The organism is Micromonospora rubida (assembly GCF_009908295.1).
In the GTDB taxonomy this organism is placed as follows: domain Bacteria; phylum Actinomycetota; class Actinomycetes; order Mycobacteriales; family Micromonosporaceae; genus Micromonospora; species Micromonospora rubida.
In genome coordinates this window covers 601453-623255 of the sequence record NZ_JAAALO010000005.1, presented here as the reverse complement: position 1 = coordinate 623255, position 21803 = coordinate 601453, and the positions used below count along the sequence as shown (strand labels likewise).

Below are 21803 nucleotides of genomic sequence, written 5' to 3'. Positions count from 1 at the left end.
CGCCGGGCGTTGCCGGACGGGACCCGCGGTGCCCTATGTTGGCGGGGGAGGTGGGGTCGATGGCGTACGTGCGGGGCCGGCTTCGCGCCTCGGTCGACGCCCTGGAGCACCTCGTCGGCGGGCTGGGCACTGCCACGCTGGCGCTTGGCGCGTTGCTCTGGGCGGCGATCGTGGCGGTGACCTGCCTGGTCGGGGTGGGGCTGCTGGCGGTGCCCGGTGCGTTGCGGGCGGTGCGCTCAGTGGCCGACCGCGAGCGCACCCGGCTGTCCCGCTGGGGCGGGCCGATCCCCACCCCGGGGCCGGTGCCAGCCGGGTTGCGCACGGCGGCTCGCGATCCCTTCGTGCGCCGGGAGCTCGGCTGGGTCGCGCTGTACTCGCTCACCGGCCTGGTGACCGGGCTGGTCGGCCTCGCGCTGCCGATCTATGCCCTGCAGGACGTCACATTCCCGCTGTGGTACCGGCTGATCCCCGCCGACGCCGGCGCGCCGGGGATCGTCTGGTGGCGGATCGACGGATTGTCCGAGGCGCTCGCGGTCGGGTTGCTCGGGGTGGGCTGGCTGGCCGCCGTGATCTGGTTCAGCCCGGTCCTGGCCCGTCTCCAGGCATGGCCGGGCCGGTGGCTGCTGCCTCCGCCGCCGGGTGTCGACCTGTCGCTGCGGGTGGCCGAGCTGACCGCCACCCGCGCTGCGGCGCTGGACGCCCACGCGGTCGAACTGCGCCGGATCGAGCGGTCGCTGCACGACGGCACCCAGAACCGGTTGGTCGCGGTCAACGTGTTGCTGGGCGCCGCGCGGCGGGCCGTGCGCCGCAATCCGGACCGCGCCGACGAGATCCTCGGGCAGGCGCAGGACGCTGCGGAACAGGCACTCGGCGAGCTGCGTACGGTGGTGCGCGGGATCCTGCCGCCCGTGCTGGACGACCGGGGTCTCGCCGGCGCGCTGGCGGGCCTGGCCGGCAGCTGCGCGGTGCCCTGCCGACTTGAGGTCGACGTGGCCGTGCGGTGCGCGGTCTCGGTCGAGGCCACCGCGTACTTCGTGGTGGCCGAGGGGCTGACCAACGTCGTCCGGCACAGCGGTGCGAGCCGGGCGGACGTGGCCGTGCGCCGCGAGCGCGGCCGGCTGCTGGTGAGCATCGAGGACGACGGGCACGGCGACGCGGACGAGGCACGTGGCTCCGGGCTCACCGGTATCCGCCGACGGGTCGAGGCGTACGACGGTCGGATGACACTGACGAGCCCACCGGGAGGGCCGACGAGGATGGACGTGGAGCTGCCGTGCGGATCGTGATCGCCGAGGACGACCCGCTGCTGCGTGAGGGGTTGGCGCTGCTGCTGCGGGCGGAGGATCTGGATGTGGTCGCCACGGCCGCTACTCCGGGCGAGTTCCTGGCCGCCGTCGACGAACACGCGCCGGACGTCGCGATCGTGGACGTACGGATGCCGCCGACCCACACCGACGAGGGCATCGTGGCCGCGGTGGAGGCCCGGCGGCGCCGCCCCGGCCTCGCGGTGCTGGTCCTGTCGGCGTACGTGGAGCAGGCGTTCGCCACCGACCTGTTCTCGGTCGGCGCCGTCGGGCTCGGTTACCTGTTGAAGGAGCGGGTGGGCCGGGTCGAGGAGTTCCTCGCCGTGCTGCACCGCGTCGCGGACGGCGGCAGCGTGATCGACCCGGAGGTGGTGGCGCAGCTGCTCGCCCGCAACCGCCGGACGGACACGGCGCTGAGCGAGCTGACGCCGCGTGAGCGCGAGGTGCTGGGGCTGATGGCCGAAGGGCTGGGTAACAGCGCGATCGCCGAGCGGCTGTTCGTCACCGACGGCGCGGTGCACAAGCACATCCGCAGCATCTTCTCGAAGCTTCAGCTTCCACCGGACGACCATGCCGACCGCCGGGTCACCGCGGTGCTGCGCTACCTGAACGGGGATCGGCGGTAGCGCCTGCTGTACCCGGACCCGGCAGCCCGCGGGATGGCCGCCGTTCTCCCACGTCAATAGCGTTTCTGGTGCGCGCAGTTTTTGCCGATGACACGGAGAAAGGCCACCAGAATGCCGGATCATCCGGGACAGACCATCGAACCGGCGGTACGCGTCGAACACCTCACCCGCGTGTACGGCGCCGGGCGTAACCAGGTAACCGCGCTCGCGGGCATCGATGTCGGCTTCGACCGGGGCACCTTCACCGCGGTGATGGGGCCCTCGGGGTCCGGCAAGAGCACGCTGTTGCAGACCGCGGCCGGGCTCGACCGGCCCACCTCCGGTCGGGTGGTCATCGGCGGCACCGACCTGTCCGGGCTGTCCGAGACCCGCCTGACCGAGCTGCGTCGTACCCGGATCGGGTTCGTCTTCCAGGCATTCAACCTGATCGGCGCGCTCACCGTCGAGGAGAACATCGTGCTGCCCCTGCGCCTGGCCGGCGTCCGTCCGGACCGGGCCTGGCTGACCCAGGTGGTCGAGCGGGTGGGCCTCACCGATCGACTGCACCACCGGCCGGCGGCGCTCTCCGGCGGCCAGCAGCAGCGGGTGGCGATCGCCCGGGCGCTGGCCACCCGCCCCGAGGTGATCTTCTCGGACGAGCCCACCGGAGCCCTCGACTCGCGGACCGCGGCGGAGGTGCTGACGCTGCTTCGCGCGGTCGTGGACGAACACCGGCTGACCGTGGTGATGGTGACCCACGATCCGATCGCCGCGTCGTACGCGGACCGTGTGCTCGTGTTGGCCGACGGTGCGATCGTCGCCGACCTTCCGCAGCTCGGAGCCGCCCGTATCGCCGAGCACCTGGCGTCGCTGGATCGGCGGGTCCTCCGATGACCGGGCTCGCCGCTCGCCTGCTGCGGCACCGCGCCGGCCCCGCCGCCGCGACCCTGCTGGCCCTGATCGTCGGCGTGCTGATCCTGGTAGCGATGGGCACCCTCGTCGAGTCCGGGCTGCGGTTCCGCGCGGAGCCACGGCTCTGGGCGACGGCCGACGTGGTCGTCGCCAACCGCACGATCAGCCACACGTTCAGCGAGTTCGACGGCGACACCACCACGAGCACGGTCACGCTGCCCGAGGGCGGCACGGTGGACGCGGCCCTGGTGGACCGGATCCGCCGGGTGCCGGGCGTCGCGGCCGTCACCGGCGACGAGGGGGTGGTGATCGGCTCACCCGCCGCCGTGGGACACGGCTGGGACACGTACGCCTTCACCGGTCGTCCCATCGCCGCTGGTGCCGCGCCACGGGCCGACGACGAGGTGCTGGTCGACACCCGGCTCGGCGTGGCACCCGGCGACCGCATCGACCTGGTCGTCGGCGGGGCCGGGCAGTCGTACCGGGTGAGCGGAACCGCCGAGACCGGTGCTGCCGAGGTGTTCTTCACCGACGCGCAGGCCGCCCGGTTGTCCGCCCACCCGGGACGGGTGGACGCGATCGGCGTACGGATGGCGCCCGGCGCCGACCTCGGCGCGGTACGCGAGATCGCGTCGGCGGCCGGCGCCACGACGTACGCCGGGAAGGACCGTGGCAACGTCGAGGAGTCGGAGAACCAGGCCGCCCAGAAGTTGCTGGTCGAGGCCGGATCGGCTTTCGGGGGGTACGTCGTCCTGCTGATCGTCTTCGTGGTGGCCGGCACCATCGGGCTGTCGGTCCGGCACCGTCGGCGTGACCTGGCGTTGCTGCGCGCGGTCGCGGCCACGCCGGGGCAGGTGCGCCGTATGCTGATCGCCGAGGCCGCGCTGCTCGCCCTGGCCGGTTCCGCGATCGGCGTCCCGGCCGGCCTGCTGGCGGCCCGCTGGGTGCACGGCGAGCTGGTCGGGCGGGGGTTCGTGCCGGCCAGCTTCCCGATGGCGGGCGGCCTGTTCGCGGTGCCGGTCGCGGTCGGTACGGCGGTCCTCGTGGCGGTGCTCGCCGCGTTGGTTGCCGCGCGCCGGGTCACCGGGATCAAGCCGGTCGAGGCGCTCGGCGAGATCGCTGTCGAGCCTCGGCGTAGCGGCCGGGTGCGGCTGATCGCCGGCGTGCTGACGCTGGCGGCGGCCGGCACCTCCGGGGCGTTCACGCTCGGTGCCGCCGGGTCGACCGGGGCACTGGCCGGCGCGGTCGGCATGCTGTACCTGTTCGTCATCGCGGTGGCGCTGCTCGCACCGAGGATCAACGCATACGCGGCACGCCTGCTCACACCGTTGCTGCCGAGGGTGTGGCGGACCGGCGGCTACTTGGCCGCGGCCAATCTGCGGGCCAACGCGCAGGGCATGGCGACCGTCCTGACTGCCCTCGTACTGTCCGTGGGATTCGGCGGATCGGTCTGGTTCCTGCAAACCAACCTGGAACGGCAGACCGCCACGCAGAGCAGCGCGGGAACCCTGGCCGAGCGGGTGCTCGTCGCTCCGGGTGGGCTGCCGGCGGACGCGGCGCGGGAGATCCGCGAGTTGGCCGGGGTGCAGGCGGCCACCGGTGTGCACCGTACGCAGGTGGTGGTGCGGGCGCTCGACGGAATCGAGCAGATCAGCGCGCAGTCGGTCGACCCGGCGGGCATCACGTCGACGATGGACCTCGCCGTGCGCGAGGGCAACCTGGCCGACCTGCGGGCGGGCACGGTCGCCCTGTCCGCGATGCAGGCGTCCTCGTTCGGCTGGGACGTCGGCGACCAGGCGGAACTCTGGCTGGGCGACGGCACCCCGGTCACGTTGGACGTCATCGCGATCTACGACCGTGGCCTCGGCTTCGGCGACGTCACGCTGGCTGCCGAGACGGTCGCCGGGCACACGGCCGCGGATACCGACGACGAGGTCCTGGTCCGCGCCGGCCCGGAGGCCGACACCGCGTTGGCCACGTGGTCGGCCGGGCGACCGGGCACGCAGGTTCTCGACGCCGCTACCCGCACGCGCCTGGTCAGCAGCGATCTGGCGCTCGGCGCCTGGCTGAACCGGCTGCTGATCGGCGTGATGGTCGGGTACGCGGCGTTGGCGGCGACCACCACGATGGTGATGGCGGCGCTGGCCCGCCGCCGGGAGTTGGCGTTGCTGCAACTGGTCGGGGTCACCCGCCGTCAGATTCGGGGGATGGTCCAGGCCGAACAGGCCGGGCTGCTCGGCACCGCGGTGCTGATCGGCGCGACGATCGCGGTGCTGACCCTGAGCGCGATCGTCAACGGATTGACCGGCAGCCCGATCCCGTACGTCCCGCCGCTCGGCTGGGTGGCGGTGCTCGGCGGCACGACACTGCTGGCGTTGGTAAGCACGGTGTGGCCCGTCCGACGGCTGCTCAGCGCCCCTCCGATCGACAACATCGGTGTGAAGGAGTAGTCGCGGAGCTCTTTCGGGCCCTGGTGTCGTGTGAAGAGGGGACTTGCTGGCATCCCTTCGGCGCGATCATGGCCCAGGCCGCCGACGGCATTGACGACTCGGAACAGGGCCTGGCCTCCGGCTTGGTGCACTCCTCCGGCCAGGTCGGTATAGCCTTGGTCCTGGCTGTCGTCACCGCCCTGGTCGCCGCAGGCGCCGGCGGTGACGATTTCGGGCAGTTCCGCCCCGGCGTCAATCTGATCACCCCCGTAGCCGTGGTCGGCCTTCTCCTCAACCTGATTCCTCTACTCGCCCGGCGGCGTCGATCCTGACCCTTTCGGGCATCGCGCTGAGCGGGTCGCGCGGGTGATGCGCCGCTTCGACGTGCAAGGGCTGCGGCTGCGCAGGCGAGTTCGGACGACGGTGCCGGACCCGGCGGCGAAGGCCCCGGATCTGATCGGCCGGGACTTCACCGCCCGACCTGTGATCCGCGGGGCGCGCCGTAGGGGGGTCTTGAGTTCGCGGTAGTCGTGCTCGATGCGCCAGCGGCTCTTGGCCAGGCGGACCAGTTCGGTCAGTGGGGTGTCGGCGGGCAGGTCGGACAGCCAGTAGTCGGTGGGCTCGGCGTGGCCGGGTGGCCATTGCACGAGCAGCCAGCACTCAGGCAGGACACCCTCCTGGCCGCGTGCCAGTCCACGTTGGATGGCCCGGCCCGCGGCCGGACCCGCAGGGCGAGGAAGTGCCCGGCTAGTTTGCGCGTGGGTTGGCCGGGGCACGATCGGCGGTGGTGAGTCGGTCGCGCCAGCGCACCAGTCGTGTCGTGTCGTGTCGGTGCCGTGGGCCAGGGCGAGGTCTTTTGATGCTGCGGGCGGGGTGTGGGTACTTCGGGGTGGGGTGCTTGCCGGCTCCGGCGTAAGGGACCTCGACAGGTTGAGCGTCGCCGGGTTGGGCGGTGGTGGACGAGGCCGTCGCCACGATGTAGGGGATGCCGCGTTCGGTCAGGCCCTGGCGGAACTCCGCGACCTGCCCGTAGCCGGCGTCGGCGGTCAGCAGCGGCGGGCGTATAGCCCACCCGGCCAGCTCGTCGAGCATTTCCAGGGCCATCATCCACTTTGGCCGGTATCGCTTGGTCCTCGGGCAGCTTCGATGCCGCCCGTCGTCGTCGGAACCCGGGTGGAGATCCGGCCCCCCGAGTCGAAGGCGATGCATGCGCGGGGGTTCTGTGTTGCCTGGAATGGACATGACCTCGGCTGCGACGGCCGATCGGGCGCTGGCGATGCTTGCGGCCTCCGTCATTGGGGCGTCCGGTGGCCCTGTCCGCTCCAACGCACGTCCTCTGGTCTCTTCGGCCACTGGTCCGGCCTCTTCAGTGAGCTGCGGTCTCTGCCCCATCTCTCTAGATCTACGGGGAATGGTGATGGCTGATGACGGTACGCGACGGGATGAAGTATCGAGAGGACGTCGTCGAGACGACGGTGCGGCGAGTGGAACGTCGGCCGGCGGCTGCTGCTCCCGCGCAGCAGGCCGCTGGGATCGAGCATTCGGCCGGATCCGATGATCGGCTGCCGCCCGCCCTCGATCTCGCAACATCTACCGAACGGACCCGCCTCGACTACCAGACGCTGCGCAACTATGCCTGGGTCGCCAGGTGCTTCACGCCATCCCGCCGGAGGCCCATGCTGACCTTCCAGCACCACATGGAGGTTGCCGCGTTGCCGGAGGAGGAACAGGACCACTGGCTGGACTTCGCCCAGCGGATGCACTGGTCCCGCAACGAACTGCGCAAGCAGTTGCGAGCGAGTGTGGACAATCGCCACGAGTCAGAGGCGGAGAGTGTTCGCCTTCAGCTGCAGATCAGCCCTGAGCGGATGGAGCGCTGGGAGACTGCCGCCGCCCGCCACAACTGCACCCTGGCGGACTGGATGGCCCACGTGTTGGACCGCGCGGTGCAGACGACGCCGCCGTCGAACGCCTTGATGCAATGACAAGCCGTGGCCTGCGCGGCGGACCGCAGGCCACGTAACAAGGTACCGGCCCCGACCCGCCGAATAGGCTGGCCGGGGCCGGCGCCACGTCTGATCCGGCCTATGGCCGGCGGGGCGCGAGATCGTAGAAGCAGACCCTCGGTCCGGCTCCCGGCCGGCTGTAGATGCGACGGCACTGCAACCGGGTCTTCTCGAAGACCGAGAGCCAGGCGAATCGGTCCCGGGGGAGCCCCTGCCCGGACAGCAGATGCACCAGGAAGAAGTCATCGTGGTTCTCACTGTCTACGTACAGCATCTCTGGCTCGCCGACCAGCAGGATCTTCTGCTCGGGCAGGACTGTCGCATAGGTGTCGAGGATGTCGACGACGGCCTGTTCGCCGTCGCGGAAGTGCTCGTGCAACGCGCTGACCGAGCACAGTCCGTCCGCCGTAAACGCTGAGTCCGGCCAAGTCTGCGGCGCGAACCCGTCGGCCACCACGAACTCGACCCGGTCGTCGACCCCCTCCCGCCGGGCCAGGTCCCGGGCAACCTCGACGGCCTCCGGCGAGATGTCGAGACCCACGCCCGTGAGGCCCTCGTCCCGCAGGCAGGCGTCGACGAGCAACTGCCCGCCACCGCACCCGACGTCGAGAATGCGGGAGGCGCCCCGACCGCGCATGGCCGCCAGCACAACGGGCGTATGGAAGACGGCGAAGAGTGTGGCGCAGTGCTCGCCCAGCCGCGAAAGGACGCGCGGACACCCGCAAGTTGGCCGAGGCGGATGACAGGTGTCTGGCCCGGAGGGCTTCTGGGGCGGCGGTGATCAGACCGCGTATCTGGTTGAGTGCGGCGGCACGGCCAAATCGACGGTGAACCGCAGGATCATGTTCCGGTGCGTGGCGAAACGTTCGACCATCGCGCCGGCCCGCGACAGCCGGCCGTCCCGGTCGGGCGGGTTCTGTTCGCGGTCGTAGGCCACCGCCCCGGCGTAGCAGGTCCGGATGTGACGGATCTCGCGGCCGGGTCAGCCCGTCCGGCGCCGGAGGCTTGGAGGAGTTCGACGGGTTCAACCCCAGCCGACGCCGCAGTTCGGCGTTCTCGGCCCGCAGCAGCGCGTTGTCCGCCCGCCGTCGCTCAACCTCGGCCCGCAGCTCAGCCACCACCGCCACAAGCTGCTCATCCGGAGAAAGCTGAGGGCCTGGCTGCACGGCCAAGATCGCGTTAGCCCCAGTTACCACAGTGGACACGAGCCCTGCTCAGCCGATCATTTGAAGCTGGATACATATCATCGACGATCAGCTATTTCAACCCCGATCTGGCTAATTTGATCAGACACGCGTCGATGCGGCGCAACCCGAACGGCGCCCGTCACACCACATCGGACGGTTCCTCGAAAGAGTCGCACCCGTACGCTGTCGGTGCTCTGAGACTGGGTCTGACCAGCCCAACGAGCTGGAGCTCTTCCTGCTAGAAGAACGTCATCATGATCAACTTGACCCGGAAACCCGGGCTAGAGGAGCAACATGAGTAGTCGATATTGGCGGCGCCTAGGTGCTGTCACAGCGGTGCTGGCGGTCGCCGCGGCAGCCCCCACCGGGCTGGCCGCGGCGGCCCCCGGCGCGGGTCTTCCCGGTGCTGCGGTTCCAGCGACACCGCTGAACCCGGTCAACCTCGGCGGCGCTGCTGGGGCGGCGGTCACTCCGGTGGAGCTCGCCCAAGGTTCGCTCTCGGGCGCGACGAAGGTGACGCTGGTAACCGGTGACGTGGTGTCGTACCTGGCTGATCCTGCGGGTGGTGCCCCGCAGGTGCAGGTGACTCCTGCGCCGCGGGCGAACGGGCGCCTGGTGGCGTTCACGCAGGTGAAGGACGGGGACGCGTTCTACGTCATTCCGTCCGACACGCGGGGACTGTTGGGGTCGGACCGCCTGGACAAGAGCCTGTTCGATGTGGCGTACCTGGTGAACAACGGGTATGCCGACGACAAAGCCACCCAACTGCCCGTCATCGTGCAGTACCCCACGAGGACCTCCTCGGACGCGAGGGCGCTGTCCACCAAGGCCGACGCGCTGCCGGCCACGGCCAAGGTCACCGCACTGCCTGCGGCGCGTTCCGCTGCGGTGAAGGTGTCCAAGACCCAGGCCCGCGCGTTCTGGTCCGGTGTTGACGCGGTGAGCCCGACCTCGACCACGCTCGACGCGGGTGTGTCGAAGATCTGGCTGGACCACCGGACCAGGGCCACCCTCGATGTGAGCGTGCCGCAGATCGGCGCGCCCGAGGCGTGGCGGGCCGGCTACGACGGCACCGGGGTGAAGGTCGCGATCCTCGACACCGGTATCGACGAGAGCCACCCGGACTTCGCCGGAAAGATCATCGAGGCCCGCAGTTTCGTCGAGGGTGAGACCGCTAGGGACGGGCACGGCCACGGCACGCACGTCGCCTCCACGATCGTGGGTTCCGGTGCGGCGTCGGGCGGCAAGTACAAGGGTGTCGCCCCGGGGGCGAAGCTGCTGATCGGCAAGGTTCTCGGCGACGCCGGTACCGGTTCGGACACGGAGATCATCGCCGGGATGCAGTGGGCCGCCGAGCAGGGCGCGAAGATCGTCAGCATCAGCGTCGGCGGCGCGTTCACCGACGGCACCGACCCGATGTCCCAGACGGTGAACGAGTTGTCCGCCACGTACGGCATGCTGTTCGTGATCGCGGCGGGCAACAGCGGCCGCGGCGGCCCGCGCACGATCGAGGCGCCGGGTGTGGCCGACGCAGCGTTGACCGTCGCGGCGGTGACCAAGCAGGACGAGATGGCGGACTTCTCCAGCCGCGGTCCGCGGTTGGGCAACTTCGGTCTGAAGCCGGACATCGCCGCGCCTGGTGTGGACATCACCGCGGCGAAGGCCGACGGCACCGCCCTCGGCCCGGTCGTCGACGACAGCTACACCACCATCTCCGGTACCTCGATGGCCACCCCGCACGTCTCTGGTGCCGCCGCGATCCTCGCCCAGCAGCACCCGGACTGGCCCGGCCAGAAACTCAAGGCGGTGCTCACCAGCACGAGCAAGGACGACGGGTTCAGTTCCTATGAGCAGGGCGCCGGCCGGGTCGACATCGCCCGTGCCGGCGGCCAACTGGTCCACGCGACCAACAACGTCGACTTCGGCCGGGTGGTGTTCCCGTACCCGACCCCGGTGGGCAAGACCCTCACCTACGTCAACGACGGCGACGCACCGGTCACCCTGAACCTGACGAGCAGCCTCAGGCCCAACGGCGGCGGGACCGCGCCCGAGGGGATGCTCACCCTCGACCGCGACACCGTCACCGTCCCCGCGCACGGCAGCGCCGACGTGACGACGACGTTCGACGCCACCAAGGGTGGCGCGACCACCTGGTACGGCGGCGCGGTGGAGGCGATCGACGCGGCCGGCGCCGTTCGGGTGCGTACCGCGGTGGGCGCGTACAAGGAACCGAAGATGTCGAACCTCACGACGCGCTGGGTCGACCCTGCCGCCGCCAACGACATCCAGTACTTCGGCATCATGCTGCTGCGGCTCGACGCGGCGCCCGGCGTCGACAGCAACTTCATGTCGCTGCCGGCCAAGGAATACACCGGCCGGATCCCGGCCGGCACCTATGCCGTCGTGTCCGACGCGAGCTGGTTCGACGCGAACGGCCAGCTCAACTACGCGATGGTCGGAGAACCCACCGTCGTCGTCGACGGCGACACCACCGTCACCTTCGACCTGCGCAGGCTCAAGCGGGTACAGGTCACGACTCCGAAGAAGGCCGTCTCCTACGAGATGGTGGTCGGCGCCAAGCTCGTCTCGGAGAACGCCAAGTCCGTCATGCAGGACTTCTGGAAGGTTCCCTACGGCAACGACCAGAACATGTGGTCGTTGCCGTCGAGAAGCAAGGCCACGCTCGGCGACTTGACCTACTACAGCGAGTTCTTCCTCGGCCCCGACCCGGTCACCATGACAGTGCCCGGCCGGCGCGGCAGCAAACCGATCCGGCTGCACCCGAGGTACGCGAGTATCCACACGGACAGCTACGGCCAGCCGGTGGCCATGCTCGACAAACGAGGCTCAATGCCGCTGGTCCATGCCGGACACGGGCGGCCGGAGGACTTCACGAACGTCGACGCGCGCGGCAAGCTGGTGCTGCTCGACCTGTCCGACATCTGTCCCGCGGATGCCGAAGCGAAATTCGGCTTCCCGTGCGAGACCGGTGGTCTGGACCGGGTGGAGAACGCCCAGCGGGCCGGCGCTCTCGGGGTACTCGGCTACGGCGAGGTCGGGCGGTCGTTCCTCGGTGGGCTCGGCCGCATCGGCATCTACTTCGGCTGGGAGGTCTACCCCATCCCGACGATGGGCCTGATTGCGGACGAGGGCAGGATGCTCGCCGACCTGCTGTCGCGGCAGCCGGTCACGCTTGATGTCACCGCGTCGTCGACGACACCGTATGTCTACAACCTGTTCTACACCGACACCAAGCGGTTCCCCTCCGCCGTCAACTACAGGCTCACCGACCGGCAGCTCTACGCGATCAAGAACCGCGTGCACGGCGATGCTCCCGGCGAGGCGGGTCTGAGTTGGACGCCGAACTCGGACAGCGGCCTCATATTGCTGGGGGCGAGCCTGCCCCTTCGCGGCCAGAGCGCCGTCACGTCCTACTTCGGCCCGGTGGGCAGGGGCCTCGGGTGGAACCGCGGGGCCGGGTATGTGTACGACACCGGTGGGCAGGCGTGGAGCGCCGGCACGAGCGATCGCTTCACCCGGGCGGGCAGCCGGGTCCAGGACTGGGGCGAGCAGCCGCTGGTGCCCGCGGTCCAGCGAATCGACCCGAAGCAGACCCGGCACGGCCTGTACTTCTGCACGTCATGTCGGTCCGGGGACATGTTCAACCCCGCACACGTTCTCACCCGTGACGGCGAGGGCGGCGGCCTCGCCCCCTACCGGTACAACGCGAACCAGCCGGAAATCACCAAGGTGCGCCTGTACAAGAAGGACGGCACCGAAGTCCCGCGCAAGGACGGGCAGTGGTTCTTCTTCCTCTCGGGTTTCCTGAACCCGTACTTCGACCTGCCGGCCGAGAAGGCCGAGTACCGGCTGGTCGAGCGTTTCGATACACCCCTCGACCAGCGCTACGCCCGCACCGTCGACACGACCCGCACGTTCACCTCGCAGCGGGGGACCGGGGGCATCGTCGGACCGCGCAACGTCGAACGCGGGCTGAACTGCTACTCGTGGTTCACCTACCTCCGCAACGCCGACGGCACGTTGAGCCCGCCGTCGCAGGAGAGTTGCCAGCCGAACAGGGAGTTGTACCTCGGGTACGACTTCGACCTGGATCTGGACAACACCCTGCCGGCGGACAGCAAGCAGAAGTTCACCGTGAACGGCTACTACAGCCCGTACCTGACGAAAGCCCCGAGGATGACGTCGCTGAAGCTGTGGATCTCCACTGACGACGGCGCGCACTGGACCGCCATCCGGACCAAGGCGGCCGGAAACGGCACCTTCACCGGCACGGTCACCCACCCCGCGCTGTCCCAGACCACCGGTGCGGTGAGCATCAAGGCCGAGGCCACCGACTCCGAGGGCGGCACCGTCTCACAGGTCGTCCACCGCGCCTACGGCCTGCGCGCCAACTGACCACTCACCCGTGACAACTGACAACTGACCGAGCTTCACCAGAGCACCACTTACGTACCAGACGGGCGCCGGGGTGGGGAATGATCCTCTCCACCCCGGCGCCTTGTCGTCTGCGGGCAGCCGCCACCGGTCGTGAGCGCATAGGGACGCTGTAGGCGTCGATCCCCGCCCGGCCGGTCGGCCGATCGGCGCGACCGCGGCCCGTGATGCCGGGCGGAGCGCCGGTCCGAAGCGGACGGACCCGCCGCCCCGGATTCGTCCGGGGCGGCGGGCCGTTTCCGTGCGACGGGTCACCTGACCCGCAGCCACCACACAGAGTGGTTGTTCGACGGATCCGGGTCGGGGGTGTCGCTGTGGATGTCGGTGGTGAAGCCCCAGTCGGTCACGCACGCGTCGGTCTTGAACGTGTACGTGAGCGTGACGCTCTCCCCCCGCTTCAGCCCCCGGTGGCCGCCGTTGCGGGCCGGGTCACCCGGGGTGTCCAGCCAGTCCGGGCTGTCGTACGAGCCGTTCGGCAGGAACATGCCGCCCCGCCACTCCAGCCAGAACCGGCCCGAGGTGTGCGTGCCGTGGTTCTTGACCGTGAACGCCACCGACACCTTCCGGTACTGCCCCTCGCACTTGCCGGTCACCGGCCCGGGAACCGGGGTCGCGACGGTGAGCCCCAGGTCGGCCGGGTACACCCTGGGCGGGAAGCCCGTCGGCCCGTCGACCTGCGTGAACCGCGAGCCCACCCAGTCGTACGACCTGCTCTGGCGCCGCTGGTCGTCGGCGGCCCGGGTGTCGGCGACGGTGGCCGTGATCCCGCCCCGGGACCGCCGGCTGACCTCGACGATCGACGGCATCGCCGCCGAGGTACCCACCACCCGGCCGAGGGTGATGATCTGCCCGTCGTCGTCCCGGTCGTACGCCACCACCTGCTCTGCCCCGTACCCGCAGCGCAGCAGGGCTGCCGTCTCCGGGGCCGGGTCGTCGTCGAGGTCGGCCTGCACCAGGGCGACCACGCCGACCCTGGCCCCGTCGACCGAGCCCGACGGCTGCAACCGGATCCGCCCACCGGAACAGGTGACCTGCCCGGGGCCGCTCCACGCCCACTCGGGCACGCCCACGACAGCCGAGGTCAGCTCACCGAGGCTGATCGCCCGGCCGGGGCTCCGCGACGCGCTCGGCGACGGGGTGGGGCTTCCGGAGGTCGGGCCGGCGGCGCTCGGTGACGCAGTCGCGGGCGCGCCGGCCACCTCGGGGATCCTGTGTCCGGAAGCCGTCGTCGGCCCCGGGTCGCCGCGGCCGGTGCCCATGAACGCCGCGATCGGCAGCACGAGCGCGAGTCCACCGGCGACCATTGCCGTGGTGACCCGGTTGCGGTGCCGTCGCAGCACCGTGTCGCGCACCCCGTCGGCACCCGGTGGGCTCACGGACGGGCCCCCGTCGGCGAAGTCCGCGAACGCGCGGCCGAGAAGCTGGTCGTCGTCGTGTTCGGTCATGACAGTTCCCCTTTCAGTTGGTTGGCCAGGGCCGCCCGGCCCCGGCTCAGCCAGGATTTGACGGTGCCCTCGGCCACGCCCTCCTGGGCGGCGATCTCCGCGACGGAGAGTTGCGCCATGTAATGCAGCACCACCGCCCTGCGGTGCTGCGGGGAGAGCGTGGCGAGGGCCCGTACCAACGCCACCCGATCGGCGTCCGGGCCGGCGACGACGACCTGACGCTGGCTGCGCAGGAACGCCGCCGCGGTACGCCGTCGCCGGAATCGGCTCTTCGCCAGGTTCCACGCCACCTGTCGGACCCATCGGGCCGGGTCGTCGTAGTCGCGGAGCTTGCGCCACCGGACGTACGCCCGGCAGAACGCCTCCTGCACGAGATCCTGGGCCTCCTGTAGGTCGCCCACATAGGCGTACAACTGGAGGGTGAGCCCCCGGAACCTGGTGCGGTAGAACTCGTCGAAGTCGCCCGGACGGGCACCGTTTGGTGCCAGGGTCATCTCTGGGGCCGCCATCTCATCACGCCGCCTTTCGCTCCCCGTGTACGCGGCTCAGCCAGCCGTCGGAGCCCACACGCCCGACCATCGGCATCGGTTGCACCCGAGTCCGGATTTCGTCGTCTCCCCGACATCCAGTCGCAAGGACATCACCGAGACGTTGTCGGACTACCTCGCATCCGCGACGCCCGCCGAGATCGAGCATGCGCTCGGGCTTGCACCGGGCGACCGCTCGAGTTCTGGCCGGACGGGGACACACCGACCAACTGGTGGAGCACGGCGTCGGGGCAGCCACGACCCGGCGGCGTGGGGTGACCACAGCCGGCACGCTGCACTCCGCATGGACGCGGGCCGCAACAGGCGATGTTGGTGACGGCTCACGCAGGCATCGCGACCGACGCCCGCCCGCGGTGGAGAGCGGGCTCTCCACGGACAGGTTGCCGCGGGCGGTCCTCGGTCATCAAGGGGCCGCCCGCGGCCGGTCACTGTGCGGGTGGTGTCACGGGGTCCAGAAGTTGCCGGAGACCACGATCATCGTCTGTAGTTGCAGGCTCGCCGAGTAGTAGCCCGAGGTGTCCAGCAGCGTCGACTTGATCTTGTTCCAGAGTGCGTCGAGCCAGGCCTGGCTGCCTGGGTCGGTCATCGCGGTCACCGCGAACGGCGCGAAGAACGCCGCTTCGGAGCCCGAGCTGAGCGCGGTGCCGTCGAGGGAGTAGCCGACGGCGATGTTCGACGGGTTGCCGCCGGTCTTGGCCTTGACCCAGGTGTTCAGCTTGCGGGCCGCGGCCAGCGACTGCGCGTCGCCGCTGGTGACCGCGTCGGCCCCGATCCGCCACGGGTCGCGGCAGGCGTTCCACCAGTACTTGCCGTCGTTGGGGTCCTCCAGCACCTGCCCGGTGGCGGGTTTCGGCGTGGTGTTCGTGTTGATCACGAAGTCGGGCAGCAAACCGGTGTTGGGGGCGTAGCCGCTCTGCAGCGACGCGGTGACGGACTGGTGCTTGGCCAGGATGGTGTCCCAGGCGGTGTCGCCTGTCGCCTTCCGGTAGGCGCGGAAGTGTCCGGGCATCCAGTCCGAGGTGCGGCTGAGGTAGTAGTAGGAGTCGCCGGCGCTGCTCCAGTCGCCGAGCAGGGTCAGCTTGGTGGTGGCGTTGATCTCGCTGGCCTTGATCGCGTTGATCCGGGTGACGGCGAGCGACTTGTAGTTGTAGGCGCCGGTGCTGCCCCACTGCTTGTCGGCCAGCAGCAGCCCGTACGCGATCTCCAGGTCGCCGTCGGTGGCGGAGTCGGAGCCGTTGACCGAGGTGCAGGAGGTGTTCTGCTCGGCGGCGTGCAGGTTCGGGTTGTTGACCGACGGGTGCGCCAGCACGTACTTGAGCAGGCCGTCGAACTGCGTCTTTGCGTTGGGGTCGGCGCCGGCCATCAGCGCGGTGATGGCCATGCCGTAGCCCTGCGCCTCGGCGACGTACGGGTGGTCGGCGTCGGGGGAGTAGACCTCGTACCAGCCGTTGCCGCAGTTCTGCTTGATGAACGCGTTCTTCCAGGTGTTGTAGTAGCTGATCACGGTCTGGTCGTGCGTGGACGCGGCGCCGGACAGCTTGAGAGTGCCCGCGGCGTACGGCCGCAGGTGCGAGCCGAACGGCACGGCAACTCCGCCGGGCGGGGGAGAGGAACTCGGGGAGGGGCTCGGCGACGGCGTGCCCGTCGGCGCGTAGACCTCGAACTCGTACAACGAGTACCCGTACGTGGTGCCGCGGGCGGTGCCGTACATCCGGATGTAGCGCCCGCTGGCGGTGAGTCCGGTGAGGTCGTCGGTACCGCCGTTGCCGGTGGTGGTGGAGTAGATCGTGGTCCAGGCGCTTGCGTCGGGCGAGACCTCGATGCGGTATGCCTTGCCGTAGGCGGCCTCCCAACGCAGTGTCACCTGTCCGATCTGCTGGCTGCTGCCCAGGTCGATGCGGATCCACTGCGGGTCGCTGCCCTCGGTGCTGGCCCAGCGGGTCGAGGTCGAGCCGTCGACGGCCTTGTCGCCGCCGAGCGAGGAGGTTTCGGTGGAGGAGACGGCGGTGGTGCGGCCCAGAGCCAGGTTGGTGGCGGCCTCGGCGGACGTGGCGAGGACGAGCCCGCCGAGAAGTGTGCCGGCGGTGGCCACGGCGACGGCCACGAGCATGGGGCGGGCCCGTCCGGGCCAGGCTGTTCTGCGCATCATTGCGGGACTCCCTACGGAGGGTCGCGGTGCGTGCCGCAGCTGCGGAACGCGGTGATACGAGCGGACATGTGACCGCACGAGGGGCGTCGGCGAGCGGTCGCGATGGCCCAGGGCCCCGGGCTCGGGGGGAACGTATGCCAGGAGACGCCCGTCACACAAGATGGTTAGGAAGATTGCCTAACGATTCTGTCGCACCTATTGACCACTGTGGACTCGTCGCCCTAGTCTCCGGCATCAGTAAATCTGATTGCCTAACGTTCCTTGACACAAGCGAGGGCGGATGACCCGACCAGCCGGTTCGTCGAAGCTGCTGCGCGCCATGAACGAGAGTGCGATCCTGGCCCACCTGCTGGACCATGGCCCGCTCACCCGTGGCGAGTTGCGGGAGCTCACCGGGCTGAGCAAGCCGACAACCTCGGACGTGCTGCGCAGCCTCACCGATGCGGGGCTGACGATGGTGGTCGGACGCAGCTCGGGTGGCCCGGGGCCGAACGCCGAGATCTACTCGGCGAATCCGAAGGCGGGGTTCGCGGTCGCGATCTGTATCCGGGAGGTTTCCGAGATCCCGGGGCCGTCGCTCATCGCGGCGCTGATCGATGCCGGTGGTGTGGTGCACGCCCGGATCGAGGACTCGATCGACCTGACGACACTCGACCCCGTCGACGCGATCACCGACACGGTCACCCGGGTCATCGGGCGGGCGGGGGTCGGCGCTTCCGCGGTCCGCCACGTAACGCTCGGGGTGCCGGGTTCATACGACGCGGCGAGCGGGGTCATCCACTACATCGACGTGCCCGGGTTCGACCGGCCCGGTCTCGTCGAACGAATCGCAGCACGGCTGGGCACCGTGGTCGAGGTCGAGAACGACGTCAACCTCGCCGCGATCGCCGAACGTACGCACGGGGTCGCCGCCGGGGGCGCCAGCTTCACACTCTTCTGGATCGGTGACGGTCTCGGCTTGGCCATCGACCTCGGCGGCACGCTGCTACGCGGGGGGCGCGGCGGCGCAGGCGAAATCGGCTACGTGCCGGTGTCGCTGCCCTCAGACTGTCCGCCTGCCGACCTGCAGAGCCTGATCGGTGGTCCCGCCGTTGTAGCGCTCGCGGCTGAGCACGACATCGCGGCCGCCACCCCGGGCGCCGCGATCGGTGTGGCCGTCGCCTCGGCCCACCCTCGGGCCGGACGGTTCCTCGACGCGGTGGCCGCCCGCATCGCGCTCGGTCTGGCCGCCGTCGCGGGCGTGCTCGACCCGCCGCTGATCGTGCTGGCCGGCGACGTCGCGCAGGCCGGCGGGGAAGCGCTCGCGCAGCGGGTCCGTGCCGCGCTGCCCGGCACGACCCCGCTTGACATCACCATCGCCGTCACCGAGGTCACCGACGACGCCGTACTGCTCGGCGCGCTCGAAGCCGGACGGCGAGCGGTGCGCGAATCCTTGATCGACAACCAGCGCACCGCCATGCAGGCCGGCTGACCGCCGTCTGCCGCGGCGCGCTCAGCCCTGCTCCTCCGATCAGCACCACCGATCAGCACCACCGTGTGGCCCGACCGGCGTCCCTGCCGCACCAGGCGAAGGGCTCGGTCGAGCCGCGACCCCGCAACTCCGAATTTCTGATTCCGGAGAGGAACACTTCATGCAGCGCTTGCGGAACCGGCGTACGACCATGATGGTCGGCATAGTCGCAGCATTGGCAGTGGTCACGGCGTGCACCCCTAGCGAGGCGCCGAAGCCGATCGCGACCTCGGGCGTCGAGCCCACCGGCGCGGTCGAGCTGTGGCACTTCTTCACCGACCGTGAGGCCAAGGCCCTCGACGGGACGCTGGCCAAGTTCAAGGCGAAGTACCCGAAGGTCACGCTGACCGTCAAGGGCGGGCAGGACGACGCCAAGGTGACCACCGCGATCGGCGCCGGCACCGGTCCGGACGTGGCGATCAGCTACTCGACCGACATCGTCGGCAAGTTCTGCGCCGCGGGCGCGTGGGTCGATCTCAACCCGTACCTGCAGCGCGACGGCGTCGACCTGAACGCGATCCCGCAGGTCGCCCGTTCCTACACGGAGTTCCGGGGCAAGCGGTGCACGATGCCGTTCCTGGCCGACGCGTACGGCTTGTACTTCAACAAGGGAATGTTCGCCGAGGCGGGGCTGACCGAGGCCCCGAAGACCCTCGCTGAACTGTCCGAGATGGCCAAAAGGCTGACCAAGCGCTCGGCCGACGGCACCATCGAGCGGGCCGGCTTCCTGCCCCTGTTCGGCTTCTACGAGAACTCCCCGTCGCACTTCGCGCCGATGGTCGGCGCGAAGTGGCTCAACGACGACGGCACCTCGGCGATCGGCTCCGACCCCGCCTGGAAGGAGCTGCTCACCTGGCAGAAGGAACTCGTCGACTGGTACGGCTACGACAAGCTGGAGAAGTTCCGCGCCTCGCTGGGTGACGAGTGGTCGGCCGACAACGCCTTCCACAAGGGCAGGGTCGCGATGGCCGTCGACGGCGAGTGGCGGTTGGCGTTCCTCAAGGACCAGGCGCCGAACGTCGAGTTCGGGGTGGCCACGCTGCCGGTCAACAAGGCCGAACGCGCGGGCGCGGGCTACATCTCGGGCAACGTCATCGGCGTCTCGCGGACCGCCCGCAACCCGGAGGCGGCCTGGGCGCTGATCAAGTTCCTGACCACGGAGACCGACAGCATCGTCGACCTGTCCAACGGCATCCGCAACGTGCCGACCACCACCGCGGCGCTGACCTCGCCGCGGCTCACCGCGGACCCGGCGTTCAAGGTGTTCCTCGACATCTTCGCCAACCCGAACTCGGGCACCACCCCGCCCAGCGCGATCGGCCCCGGCTACCAGGAGACCTTCTCCGAGTTCCTGCAGGGGTGGCAGTCAGGGACGCGGAAGGACCTGAGTGCCGGACTGGCCGACGTCGACGTCCGGGTCAACAAGATGATCAAGCTGGCCGGCTAGCAGCGATGCCGACCGCAGCCAGCCATGGGCGTGCCGGCCGGGTCCGGCGCTTCCTCGTCACCCTCACCTTCATCGGGCCCGCGCTGATCGGAATCCTGATCTTCCTGGTCTACCCGCTGGCCGCTGCGGTCTACTTCTCCTTCACCCGCTTCGACATGTTCAACCCGCCGGTCTGGGTCGGGCTGGACTTCTGGGAATACGTGCTGTTCGACGACCCGACGGTGCGGATCGCGGCGAAGAACACGCTGGTGTTCGTGCTGCTGATGGTCCCCGCCAGGACGGTCGGCGCGCTGCTAACCGCCATGCTGCTCAATGCGATGAAGCGATCCCGCAGCATCTACCGCACGCTGTACTACCTGCCCGCTCTCGCGCCCCCGGTCACCGCCACCATCGCGTTCGTGCTGCTGCTCAAGCCAGGCACCGGGCCGGTCAACACGCTGCTGGCGCAGTTTGGCGTCGAAGGGCCGGGCTGGTTCAACGACCCCGACTGGGCCAAGGCGTCGCTGACACTGCTGGCCCTGTGGGGCGTCGGCGACCTGATGATCATCTTCGTCGCGGCGCTGCTCGACGTGCCGCAGGCCCTCTACGAGGCCGCGTCGCTGGACGGCGCGGGCCGCTGGCACCAGTTCCGCTACGTCACCCTGCCCACCATCTCGCCGGTGCTGCTGTTCGCGACCATCACCGGCATCATCGGCACATTCAACTACTTCACCCAGGCCGCGGTCGCCGGCAGCGTCGCCTCCGGCCAGGTCACCTCGGGCAGCGGCATCGCCGGCACGTTCGGCTACCCCGAGAACTCGACGCTGACCTACCCGATGCGGCTCTACTCCATCGGCTTCGGCAACAACCTGTTCGGGGCCGCGAACGTCATGGCGGTCATCCTGTTCGTGGTGTCGATGACCGCCACGATCATCCTGCTGCGGCGGTTCAGGGAGTTCAGCGGAGGCGACTCATGACCCAGTCCATACCCGGCGGCCGCGGACACCACGTGCTCGGCTTCGTCGCCCGCCACGCGATCGGCATCGCGATGGCCGTCATGTTCCTCGCCCCGATCGTCTTCCTGCTGCTCACCTCGTTCATGACCAGCGACCAGACGTTGACCGCGAACATGTGGCCGCAGAGCTGGCACCCGGAGAACTACGTCGAGGTGTTCCGGAAGACGCCGCTGCTGAGGTTCATCGGCAACACGTTCCTCTACGCGATCCTGGCCACCGGGTTCATGCTGCTGGCCAGCGTGCCGGCGGCGTACGCGCTGGCCAAGCTGCGGTGGCGCGGCCGCAACGCGACGATGGTCCTGATCATCTGCATGATGATGCTGCCGCCGCAGGTCACCACGGTCCCGCTCTACATGATGTGGGCCAACACCGGGCTCACCGGCACGCTGTGGCCGCTCATCCTGCCGATGCTGGCCGGAGACGCGTTCTCCATCTTCCTGCTGCGCCAGTTCCTGGTCACCATCCCCGACGAGTACCTCGACGCGGCCCGCGTCGACGGCTGCGGCGAGTGGCGCACGCTGTTGCGCGTCATCCTGCCCATGGCCAGGCCCGGCATCGCCGCCGCGGCCATGTTCCAGTTCTTCTACGCCTGGAACGACTACTACGGCCCGTTCCTCTACACCAGCGAGAACCAGGATGCCTGGACCATCTCGCTGGGCCTCGCCTCGTTCCGGTCGCTGCACCACGTCGAATGGCATCTCGTCAGCGCGGCGACCCTGCTCACCATGGTCCCGGTCATCGTCCTGTTCTTCTTCGCCCAGAAGGCGTTCGTCCAGGGTGTCACGCTGACCGGCGTGAAAGGATAGCAACT

At 69.9% G+C, this 21803-nt stretch carries 16 protein-coding genes and 1 pseudogene; 11 read left to right on the top strand and 6 right to left on the bottom strand.

Annotated elements, in window-relative coordinates:
• The first annotated feature begins 59 nt into the window (after window positions 1–59).
• From GVV04_RS21750 to GVV04_RS21730, 5 genes are all read left to right on the top strand, one after another.
• The gene (locus tag GVV04_RS21750) at window positions 60–1286 is read left to right on the top strand and encodes a sensor histidine kinase (RefSeq protein WP_161689901.1); all 1227 of its coding nucleotides are present in this window, start codon (window positions 60–62) and stop codon (window positions 1284–1286) included.
• Complete coding sequence (locus GVV04_RS21745; RefSeq protein WP_161689900.1) at window positions 1274–1930, top strand: response regulator; 657 nt, start codon at window positions 1274–1276, stop codon at window positions 1928–1930. The genes GVV04_RS21750 and GVV04_RS21745 overlap by 13 nt, the downstream gene beginning before the upstream one ends.
• Before the next feature lie 111 nt (window positions 1931–2041).
• Window positions 2042–2803 carry an ABC transporter ATP-binding protein gene (locus GVV04_RS21740; RefSeq protein ID WP_161689899.1) on the top strand — a complete coding sequence of 254 codons (762 nt, stop codon included), beginning with the start codon at window positions 2042–2044 and terminating at the stop codon, window positions 2801–2803.
• The gene (locus GVV04_RS21735; RefSeq protein ID WP_161689898.1) at window positions 2800–5271 is read left to right on the top strand and encodes an ABC transporter permease; all 2472 of its coding nucleotides are present in this window, start codon (window positions 2800–2802) and stop codon (window positions 5269–5271) included. The genes GVV04_RS21740 and GVV04_RS21735 overlap by 4 nt, the downstream gene beginning before the upstream one ends.
• 68 nt (window positions 5272–5339) lie before the next feature.
• On the top strand, window positions 5340–5582 hold the full coding sequence (locus GVV04_RS21730; protein ID WP_201753871.1) for a hypothetical protein: 243 nt from the start codon (window positions 5340–5342) through the stop codon (window positions 5580–5582).
• Window positions 5583–5753: 171 nt separating this feature from the next.
• On the opposite strand, the pseudogene GVV04_RS21725 reads toward GVV04_RS21730, so the two are convergent.
• Window positions 5754–6418, bottom strand: a pseudogene (locus GVV04_RS21725) (transposase); the annotation flags it as partial.
• 256 nt (window positions 6419–6674) lie between these two features.
• On the opposite strand from GVV04_RS21725, the gene GVV04_RS21720 reads away from it, so the two are divergent.
• Window positions 6675–7235: an LmbU family transcriptional regulator gene (locus GVV04_RS21720; RefSeq protein WP_161689897.1), complete on the top strand. Its 561-nt coding sequence runs from the start codon at window positions 6675–6677 to the stop codon at window positions 7233–7235.
• Window positions 7236–7335: 100 nt separating this feature from the next.
• Here the strand turns inward: GVV04_RS21720 and GVV04_RS21715 are convergent, their stop codons facing one another.
• Together GVV04_RS21715 and GVV04_RS21710 are read right to left on the bottom strand one after the other, a co-directional pair.
• On the bottom strand, window positions 7336–7905 hold the full coding sequence (locus GVV04_RS21715) for an SAM-dependent methyltransferase (protein ID WP_328822504.1): 570 nt from the start codon (window positions 7903–7905) through the stop codon (window positions 7336–7338).
• Between the two features lie 132 nt (window positions 7906–8037).
• Entirely contained in the window at window positions 8038–8193 is a 156-nt protein-coding gene (locus GVV04_RS21710; RefSeq protein WP_161689895.1) for a hypothetical protein, read from the bottom strand.
• A 544-nt stretch (window positions 8194–8737) separates the two neighbouring features.
• Here GVV04_RS21710 and GVV04_RS21705 point away from each other — a divergent pair.
• Complete coding sequence (locus tag GVV04_RS21705) at window positions 8738–12859, top strand: S8 family peptidase (protein ID WP_161689894.1); 4122 nt, start codon at window positions 8738–8740, stop codon at window positions 12857–12859.
• Between the two features lie 290 nt (window positions 12860–13149).
• On the opposite strand, the gene GVV04_RS21700 is transcribed toward GVV04_RS21705, so the two are convergent.
• From GVV04_RS21700 to GVV04_RS21690, 3 genes are all read right to left on the bottom strand, one after another.
• On the bottom strand, window positions 13150–14343 hold the full coding sequence (locus GVV04_RS21700; protein WP_161689893.1) for a hypothetical protein: 1194 nt from the start codon (window positions 14341–14343) through the stop codon (window positions 13150–13152).
• Entirely contained in the window at window positions 14340–14837 is a 498-nt protein-coding gene (locus GVV04_RS21695; RefSeq protein WP_235966519.1) for a SigE family RNA polymerase sigma factor, read from the bottom strand. Before GVV04_RS21695 ends, GVV04_RS21700 begins: the two co-directional genes overlap by 4 nt.
• A 496-nt stretch (window positions 14838–15333) precedes the next feature.
• A complete protein-coding gene (locus GVV04_RS21690; protein ID WP_201753870.1) occupies window positions 15334–17040 on the bottom strand; it encodes a glycosyl hydrolase family 8 in 1707 nt (568 codons plus the stop codon).
• 280 nt (window positions 17041–17320) lie between these two features.
• Here GVV04_RS21690 and GVV04_RS21685 point away from each other — a divergent pair, with 280 nt between their 5' ends.
• The 4 genes from GVV04_RS21685 (at window position 17321) to GVV04_RS21670 (ending at window position 21798) form a co-directional block, all read left to right on the top strand.
• Window positions 17321–18511, top strand: a complete 1191-nt coding sequence (locus GVV04_RS21685) for an ROK family transcriptional regulator (protein ID WP_161689891.1) — start codon at window positions 17321–17323, stop codon at window positions 18509–18511.
• Window positions 18512–18671: 160 nt separating this feature from the next.
• The gene (locus GVV04_RS21680) at window positions 18672–19997 is read left to right on the top strand and encodes an ABC transporter substrate-binding protein (RefSeq protein ID WP_235966517.1); all 1326 of its coding nucleotides are present in this window, start codon (window positions 18672–18674) and stop codon (window positions 19995–19997) included.
• A 5-nt stretch (window positions 19998–20002) separates the two neighbouring features.
• Entirely contained in the window at window positions 20003–20953 is a 951-nt protein-coding gene (locus tag GVV04_RS21675; RefSeq protein WP_161689890.1) for a carbohydrate ABC transporter permease, read from the top strand.
• Window positions 20950–21798 (top strand): carbohydrate ABC transporter permease, encoded by an 849-nt coding sequence (locus GVV04_RS21670; protein ID WP_161689889.1) that lies wholly within the window; start codon window positions 20950–20952, stop codon window positions 21796–21798. Before GVV04_RS21675 ends, GVV04_RS21670 begins: the two co-directional genes overlap by 4 nt.
• Window positions 21799–21803 lie beyond the last annotated feature (5 nt).